We start from the raw sequence: 18432 nt of genomic DNA, 5'->3' as shown, positions 1-18432 counted from the left end.
GCCGGGGGCGTCGTCGGTGTTGCCGTCACGGGCGGCTGCACCGACGTGACCGGCGGCGGCGTGGGGATGGCGGAAGGATCCGTCGGCGCGGCGCCACCCGGCGCGGGCGTCTGCGGCGTGGCGACCTGCGGTTCGCTCACTTGCGGCTGGAACGGCGTGTTGCGTTCCGGCACCCTGATGGGAATGTTGTCGTCGACCGGCGTGGGCTGCGAGTCGAGCACCATCGGCAGAATGATGACGGCAGCCAATACCAGCGCGATAGCGCCTGCCAGCCTGCGCCGCGCGCGGCCGCGCAGCTCCGCAGCCTGCACCTCGCTGGGCACTGCCGCCCGCTTGGAGGACTGCGCCTGGTCGGCAGGATCTTTGCGTTTGAAAAAACCCATGGAGGAGAATTCCTTGCGGCGATATGGCGGCGGGCCGCCTGGACGCGATTGACCCGATGCTGCCTATGCCTTGCGACCCAGAGCCTGCAAAACCGAGGCTACGGTGAGAAACGAGCCGAACACCACGATTCTATCATTCTCCCCTGCCCGTTCGCGCGCCGCCGCAAAGGCCTGGGCAGGATCCGCGTACGCCGCGATTCCCGGTTTTTCGCCATCAGCGGGCGCCGGCGGCAGCGCCGCGGCGACCTGTTCGGCCAACGCTTCTCCAGACGTGCCGCGCGGACCCGGCAGGCCGGCGCAATACCAGTTGTCAATGCGGGTGCCGAGCTTGGCGACGACGCCGGCCAGGTCCTTGTCGTTGAGCATGCCGAACACCGCATGGGTGTACGGATGGAAACCCATGTTGTCCAGGTTCTGCGCCAGCACCGCCGCGGCGTGCGGGTTGTGCGCCACGTCCAGGATGACCGCGGGCTGGCCCGGCAGGATCTGGAAACGGCCAGGCAGGGACGCCTGCAACAGCCCCAGGCGCACGGCCTGCTGCGGCACCGGCAGACGGTCGCGCACCGATTCCAGCGCCGCCAGCGCGGCCGATGCGTTCAGCAACTGGTTGGCGCCGCGCAGCGCCGGATAGGCCAGCGAGTTGCGGCGCTGTTCGCGGCCGCCGTAGGCCCATTGCTGGCGGTCTCCGGAATAGTTGTAGTCGCGGCCGAACAGCCACAGATCGGCGCCGATCTTCTCGACATGATCCAGCAGCGATTGCGGAGGCACGGGATCGCTGCAGATTGCCGGCCGGCCGCCGCGGTAGATATGGGCTTTCTCGAAACCGATTTTTTCGCGCGTATCGCCCAGCCAATCGGTATGGTCCAGATCCACGCTGGTGACGATGGAGCAGTCGGCGTCGACGATGTTGACGGCGTCCAGCCGCCCGCCCAGGCCGACTTCCAGCACCACGGCATCCAGCCTGGATTGCGAGAACAGGCGCAGGATCGCCAGCGTGGTGAATTCGAAATAGGTCAGCGAAACGTCGCCGCGCGCTGCCTCGACCGCCTGAAACTGGGCGATCAGCGCCTCGTCGGTGGCGATCTGGCCATTGATGCGGGCGCGTTCGTTGAAGTCGATCAGGTGCGGCGAGGTGTACAGCCCGACCTTGTAGCCGGCCGCCAGCAGGATCGCTTCCAGCATGGCACAGGTGGAGCCCTTGCCGTTGGTGCCGCCGACGACGAACTTCACGCCGGACAGCTCCAGCCCCATGCGCCCGGCGACCTCGCGCACCCGGTCCAGGCCCATGTCGATGGCGGTGGCGTGGATCGACTCCAGGTACTGCAGCCAATCGGACAGGGTGGCGGAAACGTCGGGCGTGCGGGCAGAAGACATGACAAAGCCGGAAGTGAAGTCAGCGTTCGATTTTAGCAGTCCGCGCACGGTGTTTTCCCTAATCCCCCAGGGAGCGGAGAGGTATCCGCAGCGAAAAACTGCTTGCCGATATTTTTCTCATACATAAAAATAATTTCACGTATGAAAATTTTAACGGATAGAACATGACGCAGAGCAAGACCCCAGCCTGGCTGGTGCGCGAGGCCGACGTGCCCGGTTATCACCCCGCCAACCACACTGGCACCCTGAACCGCCGCCTGATCGGTCCGGACACCGTCGGCTCCCGCGGCGTGGAAGTGCTGCTGGGAGTGATCGACAAGGGCAAGGGGGCCCTGCCGCACGCCCATCCCGGCATCGAACAGGTCTGCTACCTGCTGTCCGGCACGGCGCGCGCGCAGGTACGGGACGAATGGGCCGACATGGGTCCGGGAGACTGCTGCTACTTCCCGCCGGACATTCCACACGTCTTCACTGTCACCAGCGACGAACCCGCCCGCCTGCTGGTGATCTACACGCCCCCTTATGAAGAATCCCCAGACCGCGTGATACGCGGCTTTCCGGCGCCACCCACAGCCGCCTGACGCGGCCCAGCCCCGGGCAGCGGACGCAGAAACCGCGCCTGGACCCCAAAGCACACAGGAGACAAACCATGAGCCCCCTAAACCTGTTGGGCGCCGCCATCATCAGCGGCGCAACGCTGGTCGCCAGCCCCGCCGTCCACGCCGCCGACTACCCCACCAAACCCATCACCCTGATCGTCCCCTTTCCCGCCGGATCCGGCACCGACGCCGTGGGTCGCATCTTCGGCGCCGAGCTGGGCAACATCCTGGGCCAGCAGGTCGTGGTGGAAAACAAGCCTGGGGCCAACGCCACCATCGCGGCCAACTACGTGGCGCGCGCCAAGCCGGACGGCTACACGCTGTTCGTCACCACCAACACCTCGCATTCCGCCGCCCCCTGGCTGATGAAGAACGTGCCCTACGATCCGGTCAAGGACTTCACCCCCATCGCCCGCGGCGGCAACCTGCCCTTCATCCTGGTGGTGAACCCTAAGCGGCCGTGGAAAACCGTGGGCGAACTGGTCGCCGACGCGCGCCAGCGGCCCGGCCGCATCACCTATGCCAGCGGCAACAGCACCGGCATCGTCGCCGGCGCCACGCTGGCCAACCGCGCCAAGATCGACATCCTGCACGTGCCTTATAAAGGCACGCCGCAAGGTCTCACCGACGTGGTCGGCGGGCAGGTCGATTTCATGTTCACCGATCTGGCTTCCGGCCTGCCCTTCGTGCAATCGGGTCAATTGCGCGCGCTGGCCGTGTCGACCGCCGAACGCAGCGCCATCGTCCCGGACCTGCCGTCCATGGCCGAGTCCGGCGTGCAGGATTTCGACCTCAACTCCTGGAACGGCTACTTCGGCCCCGCTGGCATGCCGCCGGAGATCGTGGCCAAGCTGAATGCCGCCATCAATCAGGTGGTCGCCAAGCCCGACGTGAAAAAACGGTTGGCGGGCCTGGGGTTCGACGCCTTCTCCAGCACGCCGCAAGCTTTCTCCCAGTTCGTCGGCGCGCAGCTGGACCTATGGGGCAAGCTGATCCGCGACGCAGGGATCGAGCAGCAATGAACGAGCAGCCGCAATCCGAAACTCCCGCCGGCCCGCTGGCGGGAGTGCGCATCCTGGACCTGAGCACGGTGGTGATGGGGCCCTATGCCACCCAGGTCCTGGCCGACCTGGGCGCCGACGTCATCAAGGTCGAGCCGCCCGCCGGCGACAACATGCGGGCCGTCGGCCCCATGCGCAACCCCGGCATGGGCCATATCTATCTGCACCTGAACCGCAACAAGCGATCGGTCGTCCTGGACCTGAAGACGCCCGAGGGGCTTTCGGCCTGCCTGAAACTGGCCGAAAGCTGCGACGCCCTGCTCTACAACATCCGCCCGCAGGCGATGGCCAGGCTGGGCTTGTCCTACGAGGCGGTGGCGGCGCGCAATCCGCGCATCGTCTATCTGGGCGCCTACGGCTATGGCGAGGCCGGGCCCTATGCCGGACGGCCCGCCTACGACGACCTGATCCAGGGCCAGACCGGTATCGCCGCGCTTTCCGCCCAGCAGAGCGGGGACGTGCCGCGCTACGCGCCGCTGACCCTGGCCGACCGGGCCGTAGGGCTGCACGCGGGCATCGCACTGGTGTCCGCGGTGCTGCACGCCCGCGCCACGGGATACGGCCAGCAGGTGGAACTCCCCATGTTCGAAGGCATGGCCCACCTCGTGCTGGGAGACCATCTCGGCGGCGCCACCTTCGAACCGCCGCTGGGGCCCACCGGCTATGCGCGCCTGCTGGCGCCGCATCGCCGCCCCTACGCCACAGCCGACGGCTACATCAGCCTGCTGATCTACAACGACAAACACTGGCGCAACTTCTTCGACCTGATCGGCCGGCCCGAACTGTCGCAGGACCCGCGCTTCAGTTCCCATGGGGCACGCGCCGCCCACATCGGCGAGGTCTACGCCTTTGTCGCCGACGTCATCGCCACCCGCCGCAGCCAGGACTGGCTGGAAGGCCTGGCGCGAGCGGACATTCCCGCCTCGCCGCTCTATTCCGTGGACGACCTGTTGCAGGACGAACACCTGGCCGCGACCGGCTTCATCCGGACCATGGACCACCCCAGCGAAGGCCCGATCCGCACGACGGCTCCGTTGGGCACATACGAAAGCACCCCTACCTCCATACGCCGCCCCGCCCCCAGGCTAGGCCAGCACAGCCGCGAGGTGCTGGCCGAGGCCGGCTATGACCACGCCCGGATCGACGCCATGGCGGCCCGCGGCATCACCCTGGATGGAAACGACTGATGGACTTTGAATTCACCCCCGACCAGTTGGCGCTGCGGGACGCCGTGGCCCGCATCTGCGAACGCTACCCGGACGACTATTGGCTGGAGCGCGACCGCGAGGGCGGCTTTCCGGAGCCCCTGCACGCCGATCTGGCGCGCGACGGTTGGCTGGGCATCGCCATGCCGCAGGAATATGGCGGCGCAGGCCTGGGCATGACCGAGGCGGCGCTGATGATGCAGACCATTGCGGCCTCGGGCGCGGGTTTCACCGGCGCCTCGGCCGTCCATATGAACATCTTCGGCCTGAACCCGGTCGTGGTGTTCGGCAGCGACGAGCAGCGCCGCCGCTGGCTGGAGCCCCTGATCGCCGGCCGCGAGAAAGCCTGCTTCGCCGTCACCGAACCCGACGCCGGGCTGGACACCACCAAGCTCAGCACCCGCGCCGTGCGCCAGGGCGACGAGTACGTGGTGCACGGCCGCAAGATCTGGATATCGACCGCCCAGGTCGCCAACAAGATGCTGCTGCTGGCGCGCACCACCCCGCTGTCCGAAGTGGAAAAGCCCACCCAGGGCCTATCGCTGTTCTACACGGACCTCGACCGCAACAAGATAGAAGTCCGCGAGATCGAGAAGATGGGCCGCAAGGCGGTGGATTCGAACATGCTGTTCATCGACGGCCTGCGCATCCCGGTGGCCGACCGCATCGGCGAAGAAGGCCGGGGCTTCGAATACATTCTGCATGGCCTGAACCCCGAGCGCATCCTGATCGCGGCCGAGGCGGTGGGCATCGGCCGCGCCGCACTGGACCGGGCGGTGAAGTATGCCGGCGAGCGCACCGTGTTCGGCCGCCCCATCGGCCAGAACCAGGGCATTCAGCACCCGCTGGCCCAGGCCTGGATGCAATTGGAAGCCGCCGACCTGATGGTGTTCAAGGCCGCCAGCCTGTATGACGCGGGCAAGCCCTGCGGCCCGTACGCCAACTCCGCCAAGTACCTGGCGGCCGAGGCCAGCTACAACGCCTGCCAGACCGCGGTCATGACCCTGGGCGGCATGGGCTATGCCAAGGAATACCACGTGGAGCGCCTGCTGCGGGAGAGCTTCATTCCCCGTATTGCGCCGGTCAGCCCGCAGCTGATCATGTGCTTCATCGCTGAAAAAGTGCTAGGGCTGCCCAAGTCGTACTGAGCGGCGCCGTTTGATGCTCGCACAGGCCTGCCCGTCAGGCCTGCTGCTCCAGCGCGGTGCAGGCCGAGCGCAGGATGCGCGCATAGGCCTCCTGTTGCGGCTCGATCCGATAGATCGGCCCGCCCACCGAAATCGCATAGTGCTCGCCGGACAGCGTGACCGGCCAGGCTATCGCGCCCACGTCCGCAATGGACTCGCCGCTATTCATGAACCAGCCGCGCTGGCGCGACAGCTCCAGATCCGCCAGCAGCGCCTCGCGCGTGACCAGCGTGCGCTCGTTGTGGCGGGTCATGGTCATGCCCGCAAGCATGGCGTCGCGGGCCGGCTCGTCCAGCAGGGACAACAACGCCTTCCCCAGCGAATTAGCGTGAACGTCTTTGAATTCACCCGCAACCGGCGCGTATCTGATCGTATGAGGCGAATCCAGCACATCCAGGTAGACCACCCGGCCATCCTGACTCAGCTTGGCGAAAACAATCGTTTCGCGCGTAGCGTCCCTTAATTCCGTGAGACTGGGATAGACCCGGTCCAGCACCGGGTCGGCGCGGGCGATGCGCTGCGCCATGGCCAGCAGCCTGCCGGTCGGGTAATAGCCCTGGCGCCGCCCGGTTTCATACAGATAGCCCAAGCCGGTCAGCGTGCGGATTAGCGCCAGGCAGCTCGACACCGGCACATCCAGCAGCCGGGCCAGCTCCGATAGCGGCAGCGCGCGCTTTTCGCGGGCATAGGTTTCGATGATTTCGATGACTCGCAGCGCCGTCTTGACACTCATTACCCGGTCCGAACTGTTTAGCACGTGAAACATCTGGCTCGCCGGTGGCTAAAGTTCCCTGCGGGCCTGCCGTAATCGTAGCTGAGAATTCCCTGAAAACAGCGCGTTCCTCCGAGACGCCCACATCGCCGTTGGAGTGATCATGGCCGTACCCCCCGTAGCCCCTGCATCGTTTACACCTGCGCCGGTCGCGGCCGCGCCGGTCCCGCCGGACCCCGCGGTAAAAGTCCTGCCCACGGCCGCCGCAACCAACAGCGGGGCTTCGGACAGTGCGACATCGGACCAATCCGACTCGCAGAAGCTCCCTCTGGACAAGGCTTTGGACGAAATCAACGACCAGATGAAAGCTTGGTCCACGCAGTTGAAGTTCGAGATAGATCCCAACGTGCATCAGGTCGTCGTGTCTGTGGTGGATGCTGAATCAGGCGATGTCATACGCACGATTCCCAGCGAAACACTGCTGAAAATCGCCAAAATGATCGTGAACATGCAAGGAAACGGCATCAAGACCTCTGCCTGATCCGCCCCCGCAATCGGCTCGAATGCTCGTCCGAAGTGAGCAAGGATCCGGAAGCGTCGAATTAGGCCCGCCTTATGCCCTTACCCGGCCAATCGCCGGCACCATATTTTTGACAGAATCGCATCGCTAGGAAGGAATTTCATATGGCATCTATCACCAACCTCGGCTCGGCCACCGGACTTCCTCTGGAAGACATTCTCACAAAGCTCCAAGCTGCCGAGAATAAGAAGCTTAGTCTGTACACGGACCGCCAAGCGAGCTATGAAGCTCGCGTAAGCGCCTTTGGCCAAATCCAGAGCGCGGTGGAAGCCGTGCAAAAAACCGCCGAAGCACTGGGTAAGAATTCCGTCCTTAACGCCGTAAAGGCCAACGTATCCGGCAGCGGCTTGACTGCGACCGTGGGGAGCGATGGCGCCACGATGGGCCAATACACCATCAAGGTGAACAGACTGGCCACCGCACACACCCTGCAATCCGGGTTGGTTGCGGACCGGAAAGCATCCAATGGCGCCACCGGCTCGTTCACGATCGAACTCGCCAATGGCGAAAAACGCACCATTGACTTGAAAAATGACACGTCGCTAAACGGTATCGCCAATGCGATAAATAGCGACGACAAGGTCGGGGTACGCGCCACCATCATCAATGACGGCAGTGGCAACAGCTACCTGATGCTGAGCGCCAAGGACACGGGCGAACAGGTGTCGGTAAAGTCGATTACCGTAACCGGCGACCAAAAGCTCAAGGACATCCTGAACTACAACAAGGACCCTGCTGATACCAGCCCGAAGATGGCGCAGCAGACCGCTCCCGTGGATGCCGAAATAGAAGTCAACGGAATTCTGGTCAAGAGCGGCAGCAATAACATCTCCAGCGCTATCGATGGCGTGACCTTGAACCTGACGGCAACGACCGAGGCAGGCAAGCCGATCACCCTGAAGCTGGAAAGCGATCCCAGTGTCGCAAGCACGGCCGTGCAGGACTTCGTGAATGCGTACAACTCACTGCAAAACACCATTGCCAAGCACACCGCATTCGACGTTAAAGCGGAAACCAATCAGGCGCTGACCGGTGACAGCACGACTCGCAGCATCCAATCCACAATGTCCAATGCACTGCGAATCGCGACCTCGGAAGGGTCCCTGCGCACTCTGGGGGACCTGGGTGTCGCGCTAGACCCGAAGACCGGTACTTTGAAGATCGATCAAAAGCAGCTCGACAAGGCACTGACCGAAAACCCCGCCGACGTCAAACGCATCATGACCTCGACCGACGGACTTACCGCACAGTTCACGGCGGCAGCAAAAGGCATACTGGGCGACAAGGGTTCAATCAAGATTCGTCAGGACGGTTTGACCGAGTCGATCAAGGACGTCAAGGATCAGCTCGAACGCGCCAAATCCAGCAGCGACGCCTCCATGGCGATTATGCGCGCCCAATTTGTTGCGCTGGAGAAATTTGTGTCTCAACAGAAAGCCACCGGCGATTACCTGACTCAACAGTTCGCGGCCTTGAGCAAGTCCAAGTAACTTATAGAAGATGTATCGATGACTTATGCCGCCCGCCGCCCGACCGGATCCTACTCCGTGCGTTCCTACGCCGAGATTGGCCTGGAAACACAAATCCTGGGAGCGAGTCCGGAAAGGCTGATTTCGCTGCTGTACATGGGCGCCCGGGCGGCAATCGGGCAGGCTCGCCTGCACCTCCAGGAAGGTAGGACTATGGAACGGGGAGCAGCCATCTCGAAGGCCATCAAGATCGTAGACGAAGGCTTGAAAACCGGACTGAACATGGAGGCAGGTGGCGACATCGCCGCAAACCTCGCCCGCCTATACGATTACATCGTCCGTACGCTGCTGATGGCAAACCTGAAAGCAGACCCGGAAGCGCTCGAAACGGCGGATCGCCTCTTGGCCGATCTGGCCGAGGCCTGGCAAACATCAATTGATCGCCCTGTCGGGGGCGTGCAGCCTTGACGGCATCGCATACGCCCCAGCCAGCCATCGAACGCCCGAGATTTCCATGACGTCCACGACCCAGTACACCTCCCCTATCCTGGAACACTACCAGGAGATCGCTCTCATCACGGGAGAAATGCTAGTGGCCGCGCAAGCCGGTGACTGGGACGGCGCCATGGTCCATGGACAGCAATATTGCGAGCTGGTGGAACGCCTGCGCCAGACCGAACATTCCGCGCCACTGGACGAAGCCGGCCGTGCCATGAAGTACGACCTGCTCGTGCGCATCCTGGATAACGACGCGCTCACCCGCGACCTGGCGCTGCCGCAGCTGGCCCGTCTGGGCGACCTGCTGGGACGCATGAAGCGCCAGCAGACCCTGCTGTCCGCCTACGGCTACCAGGCGCCTGAAGAATGAGCGTAGGTCCCGCCGCACTCGGCAATGTCCTGGTGCAGCGGCTGGACGCCGTGCTCGGCACGACGATGTCCGCCGCCAGCGCCAACCAAGTCTCCGGCGCCCGGCCCGACGCAGTCAGCCAGCCTGGCAACCTGGAAAAGCCCGGCGCCTCGGACGGCTCGAACCGCGACCCTCGGCAAGGCATACAAACTGGCGGCGCCCGCAGCGACCGCCAGAATACTGTCGTCGACCCCAAAACCGCGGCGGCGCTGGCACTGGCCGCCCGCGGCCTGGTCACCAGCAGCGACACCACCGCCTCGGCCCCGACCACGCTGGGCACGACGGCGCGCACCATCCTGGCCTTGCTGGCCCAGTTTCCCGAGGCCGCTCCAGCAGTTCAGGGCCGCGCGCCCCTATGGACCGCCAACGCGCAAGCGGGCCAACCCGCCGCCGGCGCCGGTTCCATGCCAACAACACAAACTGGCCAGCAACCCGCGCAGACCGCCGCGCAAACACCCCAGCCCATGCCCGGCCAGACGCCGACGCAGACCACCGCCCAACAAGCTCCCGCTCTCGCGGCCTCGGCCGAGGCGGTGCTCGACGGCGATAGCCCGACGACCGGCGCCAAGCAGAACCTCCAGACCGGACCCAACGCCAACGCCGCCAAAGGACCCGACGCTGCGGCGCACGCCGCCCTGGCGGCGGGCGGCCCTTCCGCCCGCGCTTTGGGACAGGCCTTGCGCCAGGCGCTGCAAGGCAGCGGACTGTTCTACGAGTCCCATCTGACCGACATGGTGTTCGGCCGAGCCAGCCCGGCGCAATTGCGCAACGAACCGCAGGCCGTGCTCGGCAAGAATCCGCCCGCGCAGGAATCCGCGCCTTCGCGCCCGAGGGCCGGCGCGCCTGCCAGCGGCCGCCCGGGCGCGGACGCCGCACCCAGCATTGGCTCCTCCAGTCCGTCCGCTCCTGGCACGCCCGTCAGCGGCATACACCAGGACCTTACCGTGCTCGTCCGCCAGCAGCTCGACGTGCTGGCCAACCAGACGCTGACCTGGCAGGGCGAAGCCTGGCCCGGCACGCCCATGGAATGGGAAGTCGAGCGCGACCCCTACGGCGGCGACCCTGACTCCGCGGTTCCCACCTGGGCCACGCGACTGAAGCTGGACCTGCCCCGCCTGGGTCTGGTCGATGCCCGCTTGAACCTGGCCGGCGATCAGATCGTCCTGCAACTCGTTGCGCCGCACAGCGCGGCCGAGATCAACGACTCCTCGGACGCGTTGCGTTCGCGCCTGTTGGCCGCCGGCCTGACCCTGAGCAATCTGTCGGTGAACGTGGTCGAACCGCGCCCCGACATCCCTGCCGATATCGGATGAGCCGCAACACCCCCCATCCGGAATCGGACCCGAACGCCAACCGCAACGCGGCGGTCGCCATTTCCTATGAAGAAAAGGACGGCTCTCCGCGCGTCGTCGCCAAGGGCTATGGCCAGCTCGCCGATACCATCGTCCGCGCCGCCCAGGAAAATGGCCTCTACGTCCACGAATCGCGCGAACTGGTCGGCCTGCTCATGCAGGTGGACCTGGACGCACATATTCCCCCCCAACTCTATGTTGCGGTGGCAGAATTGCTGGCTTGGCTTTATCGCCTGGAATCGCGCGAGTTCCCCGAACCCGCTCCGCCCGCCTGACCCTATTACCTGAGGAAGACCAAAGTGTTGGATGCCAGCGACCCGGAGTTCCTGCTGACCCGGCCTGAAGAAATGCGCTCGGCTCTGTTCGAGCTGACCCACCCTGACAGCCATATCCTGGTGCGCGATGCCGCGGACCGTGAGATGGCCGTGCTGATTCTCGGCGTGGACAAGCAGGCCGGCGAATTCTTCTGGAGGCCGCGCGATTACGCTGGCGCCGACTTCGAGCAGTCCGACTCCATGGGTTTGCTGAGCGGCGCCACCTTCCACTTCCATGCCACCGCCTACGGCGGCGTGCAGATCCGCTTTCGCGTGCAGCGCCCCCATATCATCCATTTCGACGACGGCAGCGCCGCGCTGGTCTCGCCGTTCCCGGAGCGTCTGGCCCGCATCCAACGCCGCAAGATGTTCCGCGCGTCCCTGATCGCGGCCGCCAATCTGTGCCGCGCGAGCTGGCAAGCCTCTCCCGCCGACAAGCCCTACACTTTCACGATACGCGACATTTCAGTGGACGGCGTGGGCCTGCGCGCAGGGCTGGCGGTCCCCGCCCTGCCGGAGCGCGGCACCGTAATGGAAAACGTGCATCTGGATTTTGGCGACCATGGCAAGCTCAATGCCAGCCTGGAGGTGCGCAATGTGTACCCGGTTTCGGGGCAACCCATGGTGCAGTCCACCGATCCGGACGAACCGGCGCCCAAGCACGTTTCGCTCACCGGCGAACCACCGGTCAGTCACCTGGGAGCGATCTTCCTGAATCTGGACGCGCGCCAGGAAAACTGGCTGCAGCAGGTCGTCTGGCGCCTGGAGAAAGGCGCTCAGCGCAATTGATACCCGGGGGCATGCGCCGCAGCGCCCCCTGCCCCGAGGCCGGGTAGCGCTTACGCATGACGCGCAAGCGCTTGCCCCGGAAAAGGACTCACACGGCCATCGAGGATATTTCCTTGTAGGCCGCAACCAGCTTGTTGCGTACCTGCACCGCCGTCTGGAAGCCGAGGCTGGCCTTCTGCATGTCGATCATGACGTCGTTGAGGGAAATATCGGGTGCGCCCAGCTCGAAAGCCTTGGCCTGCGCCGTGGCGGCGTTTTGGGCCGAAGTGACGCGACGGATGGAGCGCTGCAGTTCCGCGGCGAAGCCGTCCGGCTGGCCGACCATTTCACCTGCGGCGAGGTTACCGGTCTCCGCCTTGCTTACTACCGTGCGCATCTGCTGAAGCATGCTTTCGATGCCGGACAAGCCTGATACAGCCATTACTTGATTCCTTGCTGATGGGGATTACGCCAATGATGCGCACAGCGTAACGCCGATCCCGCCGGTTCATAGCCGACAAGAACCGCCAAAAAACCCGACATTTCCGCGTATGCAGCCGCCTCCCGCCAAGGCGGCGACGCCAGCTTTCGGCTTGTTGGGGACATAGGAGATAAGTAACGCCAAAAACCGGCTGTTTTCAACGATTGGGATGGACGTCTCAGGGGCAATAATCCACGCTCTCCCCAGACCAGAAGCACGTTGCATGTGTAATCTGCCCTACCCAGACATGAAGTCCCATTTCCAGCTCCGCGTGGCCAGCGGGGGCCGCCAATGAACCAGCAGGCCACCCTGAGTTCGTCGTTGCTGACGAGATTCCCCGTCCTGGAGAAGGTGCGGGCGTTGCCCAAGCCCGTCCTGCTGGGCGCGGCGGCGGCTCTCGTTGCGGTCATCGTCGCCGTGGCAATGTGGAGCAGCGAACCCAAATACAAGGTGCTGTTCTCCAACCTGGACGACCGCGACGGCGGCGCCATCGTGACGGCGCTGGGGACGATGAACGTACCCTACCGCTATAACGAAACCGGCACCGCCGTGCTGGTTCCGGCCGACCGCGTGTACGACGCCCGCCTGCAACTGGCGTCCCAGGGGCTGCCGCGCGGCGGTTCCGTCGGCTTCGAGCTGATGGACAACGCCCGCTTCGGCGCCAGCCAGTTCACGGAACAGATCAATTACCAGCGCGGCCTCGAAGGCGAGCTGGCGCGTTCGATCGAAGCGATGCACACCGTGCAGCACGCCCGCGTGCACCTGGCCATGCCGCGCCAGTCGCTGTTCGTGCGCGAACGCCAGGCGCCCACCGCCTCGGTGCTGCTGAACATGCATCCCGGCCGCAGCCTGAGCGACGCACAGGTCTCCGCGATTTCCTGGCTGGTGGCCTCGAGCGTCCCTGAACTCACCGCCGAGAACGTATCCATCGTCGACCAGAACGGCCGCCTGCTGTCGGCGCCGCTGGGCGAAGGCCGCGGCATGGACGCCGACCAGATGCGCTTCGTGCGCGAAATGGAACAGCGCACGGTCGAGCGCATCCTCACCATCCTCAATCCGCTGGTGGGACCGGGCAATGTCCACGCCCAGGCCAGCGCCGACGTCGACTTCGCCCGCCGCGAAGAAACGTCCGAGGTCTACCGCCCGAACCAGGAACCCGGCCAGGCCGCCGTGCGCAGCCAGCAGACCAGCGACTCGACCCAGCGCGGCGTCAATCCCGCTCAAGGCGTGCCCGGCGCGCTGTCGAACCAGGCGCCCGCCAATCCCCAGGCCCCCATCGCCAATCCGCCGCAACCGCAGCCGCCCCGTCCTGGGCAGCCGCAGCAGCCCGCCAACACCCAGCAGCAGACCGGCACCCAGGCCGTCACCGGCAACCTGAACGAACGCCGCGACGCCACCACCAACTATGAAGTGGACCGCACCATCAGCCACATCAAGCAGCCGGTGGGCAACCTCAAGCGTCTGTCGGTGGCCGTGGTCGTCAACTATATGCGCGACAAGGACGGCGAACTACAACCCTTGCCGCCTGAAGAACTGAACAAGCTGACCAACCTCGTGCGCGAAGCCATGGGTTACTCCGAGAACCGCGGCGACTCGCTCAACCTGGTCAACAGCCAGTTCAACGACGGTCCGCCGCCGGTGCCGATGTGGCGCGATCCGGAAATGATCTCGCTGTTCAAGACGATCCTGGCCTGGCTGGTCGGTGGCGTGCTGGCGCTGTGGCTGTACCGCGTGCTGCGCCGCACGGTGGGCGACTACCTGTACCCGCCGGTCGATCCGGAACAGGCTGAATCCGAACGCATTGAAGCGGCCCGCGAGGCCCAGGACGTGGCCCGCGCCAAGGAAGTGGACCGTTACCAGGACAACCTGGAGCGCGCCCGCACGATGGCCACCAAGGATCCGCGCGCCGTTGCGATGGTTCTGCGCACCTGGATGAACAAAGATGAAAAATGATTCCACTCCGCTGGACGGCATGACGCGCAGCGCCGTCCTGATGATGTCGCTGGGCGAGGACGCGGCGGCCGAGGTCTTCAAGTATCTCAGCGCCCGTGAAGTCCAGCAGGTCGGCGCGGCCATGGCCAGCCTGAAACAGGTCACGCGCAGCGACGTCGCCGTGGTGCTGGAAGAATTCCGCCAGGAAGCCGACCAGTTCATGGCCGTCACGCTGGGTTCGGACGACTACATCCGCACGGTACTGACCAAGGCGCTGGGCAGCGACCGCGCCGCCGGCTTGATCGAAGACATCCTGGAAGCCGGCGAAGGCGGCAGCGGCATCGACGCGCTGAACTGGCTGGATCCGAACACGGTGGCCGAGCTGATCGGCGACGAGCACCCGCAGATCATCGCGACCATCCTGGTGCACCTGGAGCGCGACCGCGCCGCCGGCGTGCTGGCGCTCCTGACGGACCGCCTGCGCAACGACGTGATGCTGCGCATCGCCACTTTCGGCGGCGTGCAGCCCGCGGCGCTGTCGGAACTCACCGAAGTCCTGAACTCGGTCCTGGCCGGCCAGGGCGCAAAGCGCAGCAAGATGGGCGGCGTGCGCACGGCGGCCGAGATCCTGAACATGATGAATTCGGCCGAGGAAGAAACCGTGGTCGCCAGCCTGCGCGAGCGCGACAGCGACCTGGCGCAGAAGATCATCGACGAGATGTTCGTCTTCGACAACCTGCTCGACGTCGAGGATCGCGCCATCCAGCTCATCCTCAAGGAAATCGACAACGACACGCTCATGGTCGCGCTCAAGGGCGCGCAGGAGGAGCTGCGCGCCAAGTTCCTGCGCAACATGTCCAGCCGCGCCGCCGAAATGCTGCGCGAGGATCTGGACGCGCAAGGCCCGATCCGCATGTCCAAGGTCGAGGCCGAACAGAAGAAGATCCTGCAGATCGCGCGCCGTCTGGCGGAAAGCGGCCAGATCGTCCTGGGCAACCAGGGAGACGATGCGTATGTCTGAAGTGGACAGCGGCGCCACGGCGCTCATCTCGCGCAGCGCCGCCTGGCGGCGCTGGCAGATGCTGTCGTTCGACCAGCCCGCAGTCGTCGAGCCGGAACCCGAGCCCGAACCCGATCCTGGTCCGGACCCCGAAGTGGTGATGGCCCAGCTGCGCGCCCAGGCGCTTGCCGAAGGGCGCGACGAAGGCCACGCCCTGGGCCACGCCGCCGGCCTGGAAGCCGGCCAGCAGGCTGGCTACGAAGCCGGCCTGGCCGCGGGCCGCGAGCAAGGCTACGCCGAAGGTCTCAACCAGGCTCGCGAACAAGGCGCCGCGGAAGCGCAGCGCCTGCATGCGCTGGTCGAAGCTTGCGCCGCATCCCTCGGTTCGCTCGAAGAAAAAATGGGCCAGGGCCTGCTGACTCTGGCCCTGGACATCGCCCAGCAGGTCGTGCGCACCACCCTCGCCGAGCAACCTGACACCGTGGTCAGCGCGGTACGCGACGTGCTGCACATCAATCCCACCGCCGGCGGCCAGATGCGCTTGTGGGCCAACCCCGAAGACATCGATCTGATACGCCTGCACCTGGCGGACGAGCTCAAGGAAGGCCATTGGCGCGTCCTGGCCGATGAGTCCATCTCGCGCGGCGGCTGCCGCGCCGAAACGCCCTTTGGCGACATCGACGCCACCTTGCAGACACGCTGGCGCCGAGTCGCGGCCTCGCTGGGCCGCAACGTATCCTGGGAGGAACCGGTGTGAGCGCCCATCCGGCCCCCACCCTGCCCGGCCAGCCGGCCGCTACTGCCGTACCGGTCATCGACCGCTGGCAGACGCAGCTGCAGATCGGCTCGATCCGCGCCGCCTCGACCGACCCCTGGCTGGTCAGCGGCAAGATCACGCGCGCCACCGGCTTGGTGCTGCACGCGACCGGTCTGCGCCTGCCGGTAGGGGCGGCGGCCCGCATTGAAATCGCGCGCGGGCATGATCACTGGGCAGACGCCGAAGTCGTAGGCTTCGACGGCCACACGCTTTACCTGATGCCGCAGGCCGACATTTCCGGCCTACCGCCCGGCGCGCGCGTCGTCCCCGGCGAACCGCCCGTCCAACGCCAGATCCCGCTGCCGCGCAAGGCCGAGCTGAACGGCAACGCCAAGCCGCAGTTGGGCCGCCACCTGCCAGTGGGCAATGCCTTGCTGGGCCGGGTGCTGGATGGCGCCGGCCGGCCGCTGGATGGGCTGGGTCCGCTCACCGGCGCCGAACTGGCGCCCCTGTCCGCCCAACCGATCAACCCGCTGTCGCGCGCGCCCATCGATACGGTGCTGGACACGGGCGTGCGCGCCATCAACGGCCTGCTCACGGTCGGCCGGGGCCAGCGCATGGGCCTGTTCGCCGGTTCCGGCGTCGGCAAGAGCGTGCTGCTGGGCATGATGGCCCGTTATACCAAGGCCGACGTCATCGTCGTCGGCCTGATCGGCGAACGCGGCCGGGAAGTCAAGGAATTCATCGAGCACAACCTCGGCCCCGAAGGGCTGGCGCGCTCGGTCGTGGTGGCCGCGCCGGCCGACGTGTCGGCGCTGCTGCGCCTGCAAGGCGCCGCCTACGCCACCCGCCTGGCCGAGCACTTCCGCGACCAGGGCCTGGACGTGCTCCTGATCATGGACTCGCTGACCCGCTATGCCATGGCGCAGCGCGAAATCGCCCTGGCCATCGGCGAGCCGCCCGCCACCAAAGGCTATCCGCCCTCGGTCTTCGCCAAACTGCCGATGCTGGTCGAACGCGCCGGCATGGGCGCGCCCGGACCGTCCGGCAAGGCCGGCTCGATCACCGCGTTCTACACCGTGCTGGCCGAAGGCGACGATCAACAGGATCCGATCGCCGATTCAGCCCGCGCCATCCTGGACGGCCACGTGGTCCTGTCGCGCCACCTGGCCGAAGCTGGCCATTACCCCGCCATCGACATCGAAGCGTCGATCTCGCGCGCCATGACCTCGCTGATCACGCCCGAGCAGTTCGCCGTGGTGCGCCGCTTCAAGCAAAGCCTGTCGCGCTTCCAGCGCAACCGCGACCTGATCGCGGTGGGCGCCTACGCCGCTGGCAACGATCCACAGCTGGACGAAGCCATCGCCCGCTATCCGCGCCTGGAAGCCTTCCTGCAGCAAGACGTCGGCGAAAACGTCGACTATCAAGCCGCCGTCAGCCAGTTACGCGCCAGTTTCGAATTGAGGGACGCTTATGCCTAGCCAATTGCCTTTGGACATGCTGATCAACCTGGCCAAGGAAAGCACGGACGAAGCCGCGCGCCTGCTCGGCAGGCTCGGCGCCGAACGCACCAATGCCGAACGCCAGTTGTCCATGCTGCACGACTACCGCCAGGACTACCTGGAACGGTTGCAGCAGGCCATGACCAGCGGCATGTCCGCCAGCGACTGCCATAACTATCAGCGCTTCATCAGCACGCTGGACGATGCCATCAGCCAGCAGCAAGGCGTGCTGCGCCAGGCGGACGACAACCTCGCCAAGGGCCGGCTCTACTGGCAACAGGAAAAGCGCAAGCTCAACTCCTACGACGCCCTGGCGCAGCGCGAACTGCGCGCCCAGGCCGTAGTGGAATCGCGCCGCGAACAGCGCGCCAATGACGAATACTCCGCCCGCTTGGTCCAACGCCAGACCGGCATGCATTAAGCAATACCTCACAGGAAGCCCCAGATGAACGCTCCCCTGCCCCTGCCCTCGATCGCGCCCGCCGGGCCGACCTCGATCGCCGACGCGCTTGGCGCCAAGGCCGCGCCCGTAAACAAAAAGGGTCCCAGTTTCTCCGACGTGCTGGCCCAACAGCGCCCCGCACAGCAGCGCCCCAACCAGGCCGCCGACGCGCGTACGGCAAAGAACGGCGTAGGAACGCCTGCCGACAGCCAGAATTCCGGCGACCCCGCCGCGCGCGCTGAAAGCGCCGCCGCCGGCGCCATCGACCAGGCCGTGCAAACCGCCATGCAGGCCGAAGCTGGCGCACTGGCAGTCGCCGCAGCGCAGCCGGCCGTCATCCTGCCGCAGCAAGCCCTGGAAATCGCGGCCCAGGCCGCCGAGCAGGTACAGCTCGCGCGCGGCAACGC

The 18432-nt window shown here is 65.7% G+C and carries 19 protein-coding genes and 2 pseudogenes; 17 read left to right on the top strand and 4 right to left on the bottom strand.

Annotation, left to right across the window (positions count from 1 at the left end; translation table 11 throughout):
- Positions 1-383: pseudogene (locus WBB14_RS07835) on the bottom strand (SPOR domain-containing protein); the annotation flags it as partial.
- A gap of 63 nt (positions 384-446) precedes the next feature.
- Positions 447-1757, bottom strand: coding sequence for a bifunctional tetrahydrofolate synthase/dihydrofolate synthase (folC, locus tag WBB14_RS07830; RefSeq protein WP_424239334.1), 1311 nt, complete (start codon positions 1755-1757; stop codon positions 447-449).
- Positions 1758-1921: 164 nt separating this feature from the next.
- Here folC and WBB14_RS07825 point away from each other — a divergent pair, with 164 nt between their 5' ends.
- The 4 genes from WBB14_RS07825 to WBB14_RS07810 all read left to right on the top strand — a co-directional run bounded on the left by WBB14_RS07825 (position 1922) and on the right by WBB14_RS07810 (position 5770).
- On the top strand, positions 1922-2338 hold the full coding sequence (locus tag WBB14_RS07825) for a cupin domain-containing protein (protein WP_424239333.1): 417 nt from the start codon (positions 1922-1924) through the stop codon (positions 2336-2338).
- Positions 2339-2406: 68 nt separating this feature from the next.
- Positions 2407-3378: a Bug family tripartite tricarboxylate transporter substrate binding protein gene (locus tag WBB14_RS07820; protein WP_424239332.1), complete on the top strand. Its 972-nt coding sequence runs from the start codon at positions 2407-2409 to the stop codon at positions 3376-3378.
- Positions 3375-4604, top strand: a complete 1230-nt coding sequence (locus WBB14_RS07815) for a CaiB/BaiF CoA transferase family protein (protein WP_424239331.1) — start codon at positions 3375-3377, stop codon at positions 4602-4604. Before WBB14_RS07820 ends, WBB14_RS07815 begins: the two co-directional genes overlap by 4 nt.
- Positions 4604-5770 (top strand): acyl-CoA dehydrogenase family protein, encoded by a 1167-nt coding sequence (locus WBB14_RS07810; RefSeq protein WP_424239330.1) that lies wholly within the window; start codon positions 4604-4606, stop codon positions 5768-5770. The genes WBB14_RS07815 and WBB14_RS07810 overlap by 1 nt, the downstream gene beginning before the upstream one ends.
- A 34-nt stretch (positions 5771-5804) precedes the next feature.
- Here the strand turns inward: WBB14_RS07810 and WBB14_RS07805 are convergent, their stop codons facing one another.
- Positions 5805-6542 carry an IclR family transcriptional regulator gene (locus WBB14_RS07805; RefSeq protein WP_424239329.1) on the bottom strand — a complete coding sequence of 246 codons (738 nt, stop codon included), beginning with the start codon at positions 6540-6542 and terminating at the stop codon, positions 5805-5807.
- 142 nt (positions 6543-6684) lie between these two features.
- Here WBB14_RS07805 and WBB14_RS07800 point away from each other — a divergent pair, with 142 nt between their 5' ends.
- The 7 genes from WBB14_RS07800 (at position 6685) to WBB14_RS07770 (ending at position 11932) form a co-directional block, all read left to right on the top strand.
- Positions 6685-7062 carry a flagellar protein FlaG gene (locus WBB14_RS07800; RefSeq protein WP_424239328.1) on the top strand — a complete coding sequence of 126 codons (378 nt, stop codon included), beginning with the start codon at positions 6685-6687 and terminating at the stop codon, positions 7060-7062.
- A gap of 143 nt (positions 7063-7205) precedes the next feature.
- Positions 7206-8591 carry a flagellar filament capping protein FliD gene (fliD, locus tag WBB14_RS07795; protein WP_424239327.1) on the top strand — a complete coding sequence of 462 codons (1386 nt, stop codon included), beginning with the start codon at positions 7206-7208 and terminating at the stop codon, positions 8589-8591.
- 18 nt (positions 8592-8609) lie between these two features.
- Complete coding sequence (gene fliS, locus WBB14_RS07790) at positions 8610-9038, top strand: flagellar export chaperone FliS (RefSeq protein WP_424239326.1); 429 nt, start codon at positions 8610-8612, stop codon at positions 9036-9038.
- A 46-nt stretch (positions 9039-9084) separates the two neighbouring features.
- The gene (locus WBB14_RS07785; RefSeq protein ID WP_424239325.1) at positions 9085-9438 is read left to right on the top strand and encodes a flagellar protein FliT; all 354 of its coding nucleotides are present in this window, start codon (positions 9085-9087) and stop codon (positions 9436-9438) included.
- Positions 9435-10790, top strand: a complete 1356-nt coding sequence (locus WBB14_RS07780) for a flagellar hook-length control protein FliK (RefSeq protein WP_424239324.1) — start codon at positions 9435-9437, stop codon at positions 10788-10790. Before WBB14_RS07785 ends, WBB14_RS07780 begins: the two co-directional genes overlap by 4 nt.
- On the top strand, positions 10787-11104 hold the full coding sequence (locus WBB14_RS07775) for an EscU/YscU/HrcU family type III secretion system export apparatus switch protein (protein ID WP_424239323.1): 318 nt from the start codon (positions 10787-10789) through the stop codon (positions 11102-11104). The genes WBB14_RS07780 and WBB14_RS07775 overlap by 4 nt, the downstream gene beginning before the upstream one ends.
- 24 nt (positions 11105-11128) lie before the next feature.
- Positions 11129-11932 (top strand): flagellar brake protein, encoded by an 804-nt coding sequence (locus tag WBB14_RS07770; RefSeq protein WP_424239322.1) that lies wholly within the window; start codon positions 11129-11131, stop codon positions 11930-11932.
- A gap of 88 nt (positions 11933-12020) precedes the next feature.
- Here WBB14_RS07770 and fliE read toward each other — a convergent pair whose 3' ends face one another.
- Positions 12021-12353 carry a flagellar hook-basal body complex protein FliE gene (fliE, locus tag WBB14_RS07765; protein ID WP_424239321.1) on the bottom strand — a complete coding sequence of 111 codons (333 nt, stop codon included), beginning with the start codon at positions 12351-12353 and terminating at the stop codon, positions 12021-12023.
- Between the two features lie 330 nt (positions 12354-12683).
- On the opposite strand from fliE, the gene fliF reads away from it, so the two are divergent.
- The 6 genes and pseudogenes from fliF to WBB14_RS07735 form a co-directional block, all read left to right on the top strand.
- A complete protein-coding gene (fliF, locus tag WBB14_RS07760) occupies positions 12684-14345 on the top strand; it encodes a flagellar basal-body MS-ring/collar protein FliF (RefSeq protein WP_424239320.1) in 1662 nt (553 codons plus the stop codon).
- Positions 14335-15345 (top strand): flagellar motor switch protein FliG, encoded by a 1011-nt coding sequence (gene fliG, locus WBB14_RS07755; protein WP_332015979.1) that lies wholly within the window; start codon positions 14335-14337, stop codon positions 15343-15345. The genes fliF and fliG overlap by 11 nt, the downstream gene beginning before the upstream one ends.
- Positions 15338-16081, top strand: coding sequence for a flagellar assembly protein FliH (fliH, locus tag WBB14_RS07750; RefSeq protein ID WP_424239319.1), 744 nt, complete (start codon positions 15338-15340; stop codon positions 16079-16081). Before fliG ends, fliH begins: the two co-directional genes overlap by 8 nt.
- On the top strand, positions 16078-17562 hold the full coding sequence (gene fliI / locus WBB14_RS07745) for a flagellar protein export ATPase FliI (RefSeq protein WP_424239318.1): 1485 nt from the start codon (positions 16078-16080) through the stop codon (positions 17560-17562). Before fliH ends, fliI begins: the two co-directional genes overlap by 4 nt.
- Complete coding sequence (fliJ, locus tag WBB14_RS07740; protein WP_013393411.1) at positions 17555-18004, top strand: flagellar export protein FliJ; 450 nt, start codon at positions 17555-17557, stop codon at positions 18002-18004. The genes fliI and fliJ overlap by 8 nt, the downstream gene beginning before the upstream one ends.
- A gap of 24 nt (positions 18005-18028) precedes the next feature.
- A pseudogene (locus WBB14_RS07735) lies at positions 18029-18432 on the top strand (flagellar hook-length control protein FliK); the annotation flags it as partial.

Origin of the sequence: Achromobacter sp. (genome assembly GCF_049647645.1) — a bacterium.
GTDB lineage: Bacteria > Pseudomonadota > Gammaproteobacteria > Burkholderiales > Burkholderiaceae_B > Achromobacter.
This window is presented reverse-complemented; position numbering and strand designations above follow the sequence as displayed.

What these genes read in the sequence shown, in the direction of transcription:
- folC (WP_424239334.1), bottom strand. Translation starts at nt 1,757, where the DNA reads ATGTCTTCTGCCCGCACGCCCGACGTTTCCGCCACCCTGTCCGATTGG.
- WBB14_RS07825 (WP_424239333.1), top strand. Translation starts at nt 1,922, where the DNA reads ATGACGCAGAGCAAGACCCCAGCCTGGCTGGTGCGCGAGGCCGACGTG.
- WBB14_RS07820 (WP_424239332.1), top strand. Translation starts at nt 2,407, where the DNA reads ATGAGCCCCCTAAACCTGTTGGGCGCCGCCATCATCAGCGGCGCAACG.
- WBB14_RS07815 (WP_424239331.1), top strand. Translation starts at nt 3,375, where the DNA reads ATGAACGAGCAGCCGCAATCCGAAACTCCCGCCGGCCCGCTGGCGGGA.
- WBB14_RS07810 (WP_424239330.1), top strand. Translation starts at nt 4,604, where the DNA reads ATGGACTTTGAATTCACCCCCGACCAGTTGGCGCTGCGGGACGCCGTG.
- WBB14_RS07805 (WP_424239329.1), bottom strand. Translation starts at nt 6,542, where the DNA reads ATGAGTGTCAAGACGGCGCTGCGAGTCATCGAAATCATCGAAACCTAT.
- WBB14_RS07800 (WP_424239328.1), top strand. Translation starts at nt 6,685, where the DNA reads ATGGCCGTACCCCCCGTAGCCCCTGCATCGTTTACACCTGCGCCGGTC.
- fliD (WP_424239327.1), top strand. Translation starts at nt 7,206, where the DNA reads ATGGCATCTATCACCAACCTCGGCTCGGCCACCGGACTTCCTCTGGAA.
- fliS (WP_424239326.1), top strand. Translation starts at nt 8,610, where the DNA reads ATGACTTATGCCGCCCGCCGCCCGACCGGATCCTACTCCGTGCGTTCC.
- WBB14_RS07785 (WP_424239325.1), top strand. Translation starts at nt 9,085, where the DNA reads ATGACGTCCACGACCCAGTACACCTCCCCTATCCTGGAACACTACCAG.
- WBB14_RS07780 (WP_424239324.1), top strand. Translation starts at nt 9,435, where the DNA reads ATGAGCGTAGGTCCCGCCGCACTCGGCAATGTCCTGGTGCAGCGGCTG.
- WBB14_RS07775 (WP_424239323.1), top strand. Translation starts at nt 10,787, where the DNA reads ATGAGCCGCAACACCCCCCATCCGGAATCGGACCCGAACGCCAACCGC.
- fliE (WP_424239321.1), bottom strand. Translation starts at nt 12,353, where the DNA reads ATGGCTGTATCAGGCTTGTCCGGCATCGAAAGCATGCTTCAGCAGATG.
- fliF (WP_424239320.1), top strand. Translation starts at nt 12,684, where the DNA reads ATGAACCAGCAGGCCACCCTGAGTTCGTCGTTGCTGACGAGATTCCCC.
- fliG (WP_332015979.1), top strand. Translation starts at nt 14,335, where the DNA reads ATGAAAAATGATTCCACTCCGCTGGACGGCATGACGCGCAGCGCCGTC.
- fliH (WP_424239319.1), top strand. Translation starts at nt 15,338, where the DNA reads ATGTCTGAAGTGGACAGCGGCGCCACGGCGCTCATCTCGCGCAGCGCC.
- fliJ (WP_013393411.1), top strand. Translation starts at nt 17,555, where the DNA reads ATGCCTAGCCAATTGCCTTTGGACATGCTGATCAACCTGGCCAAGGAA.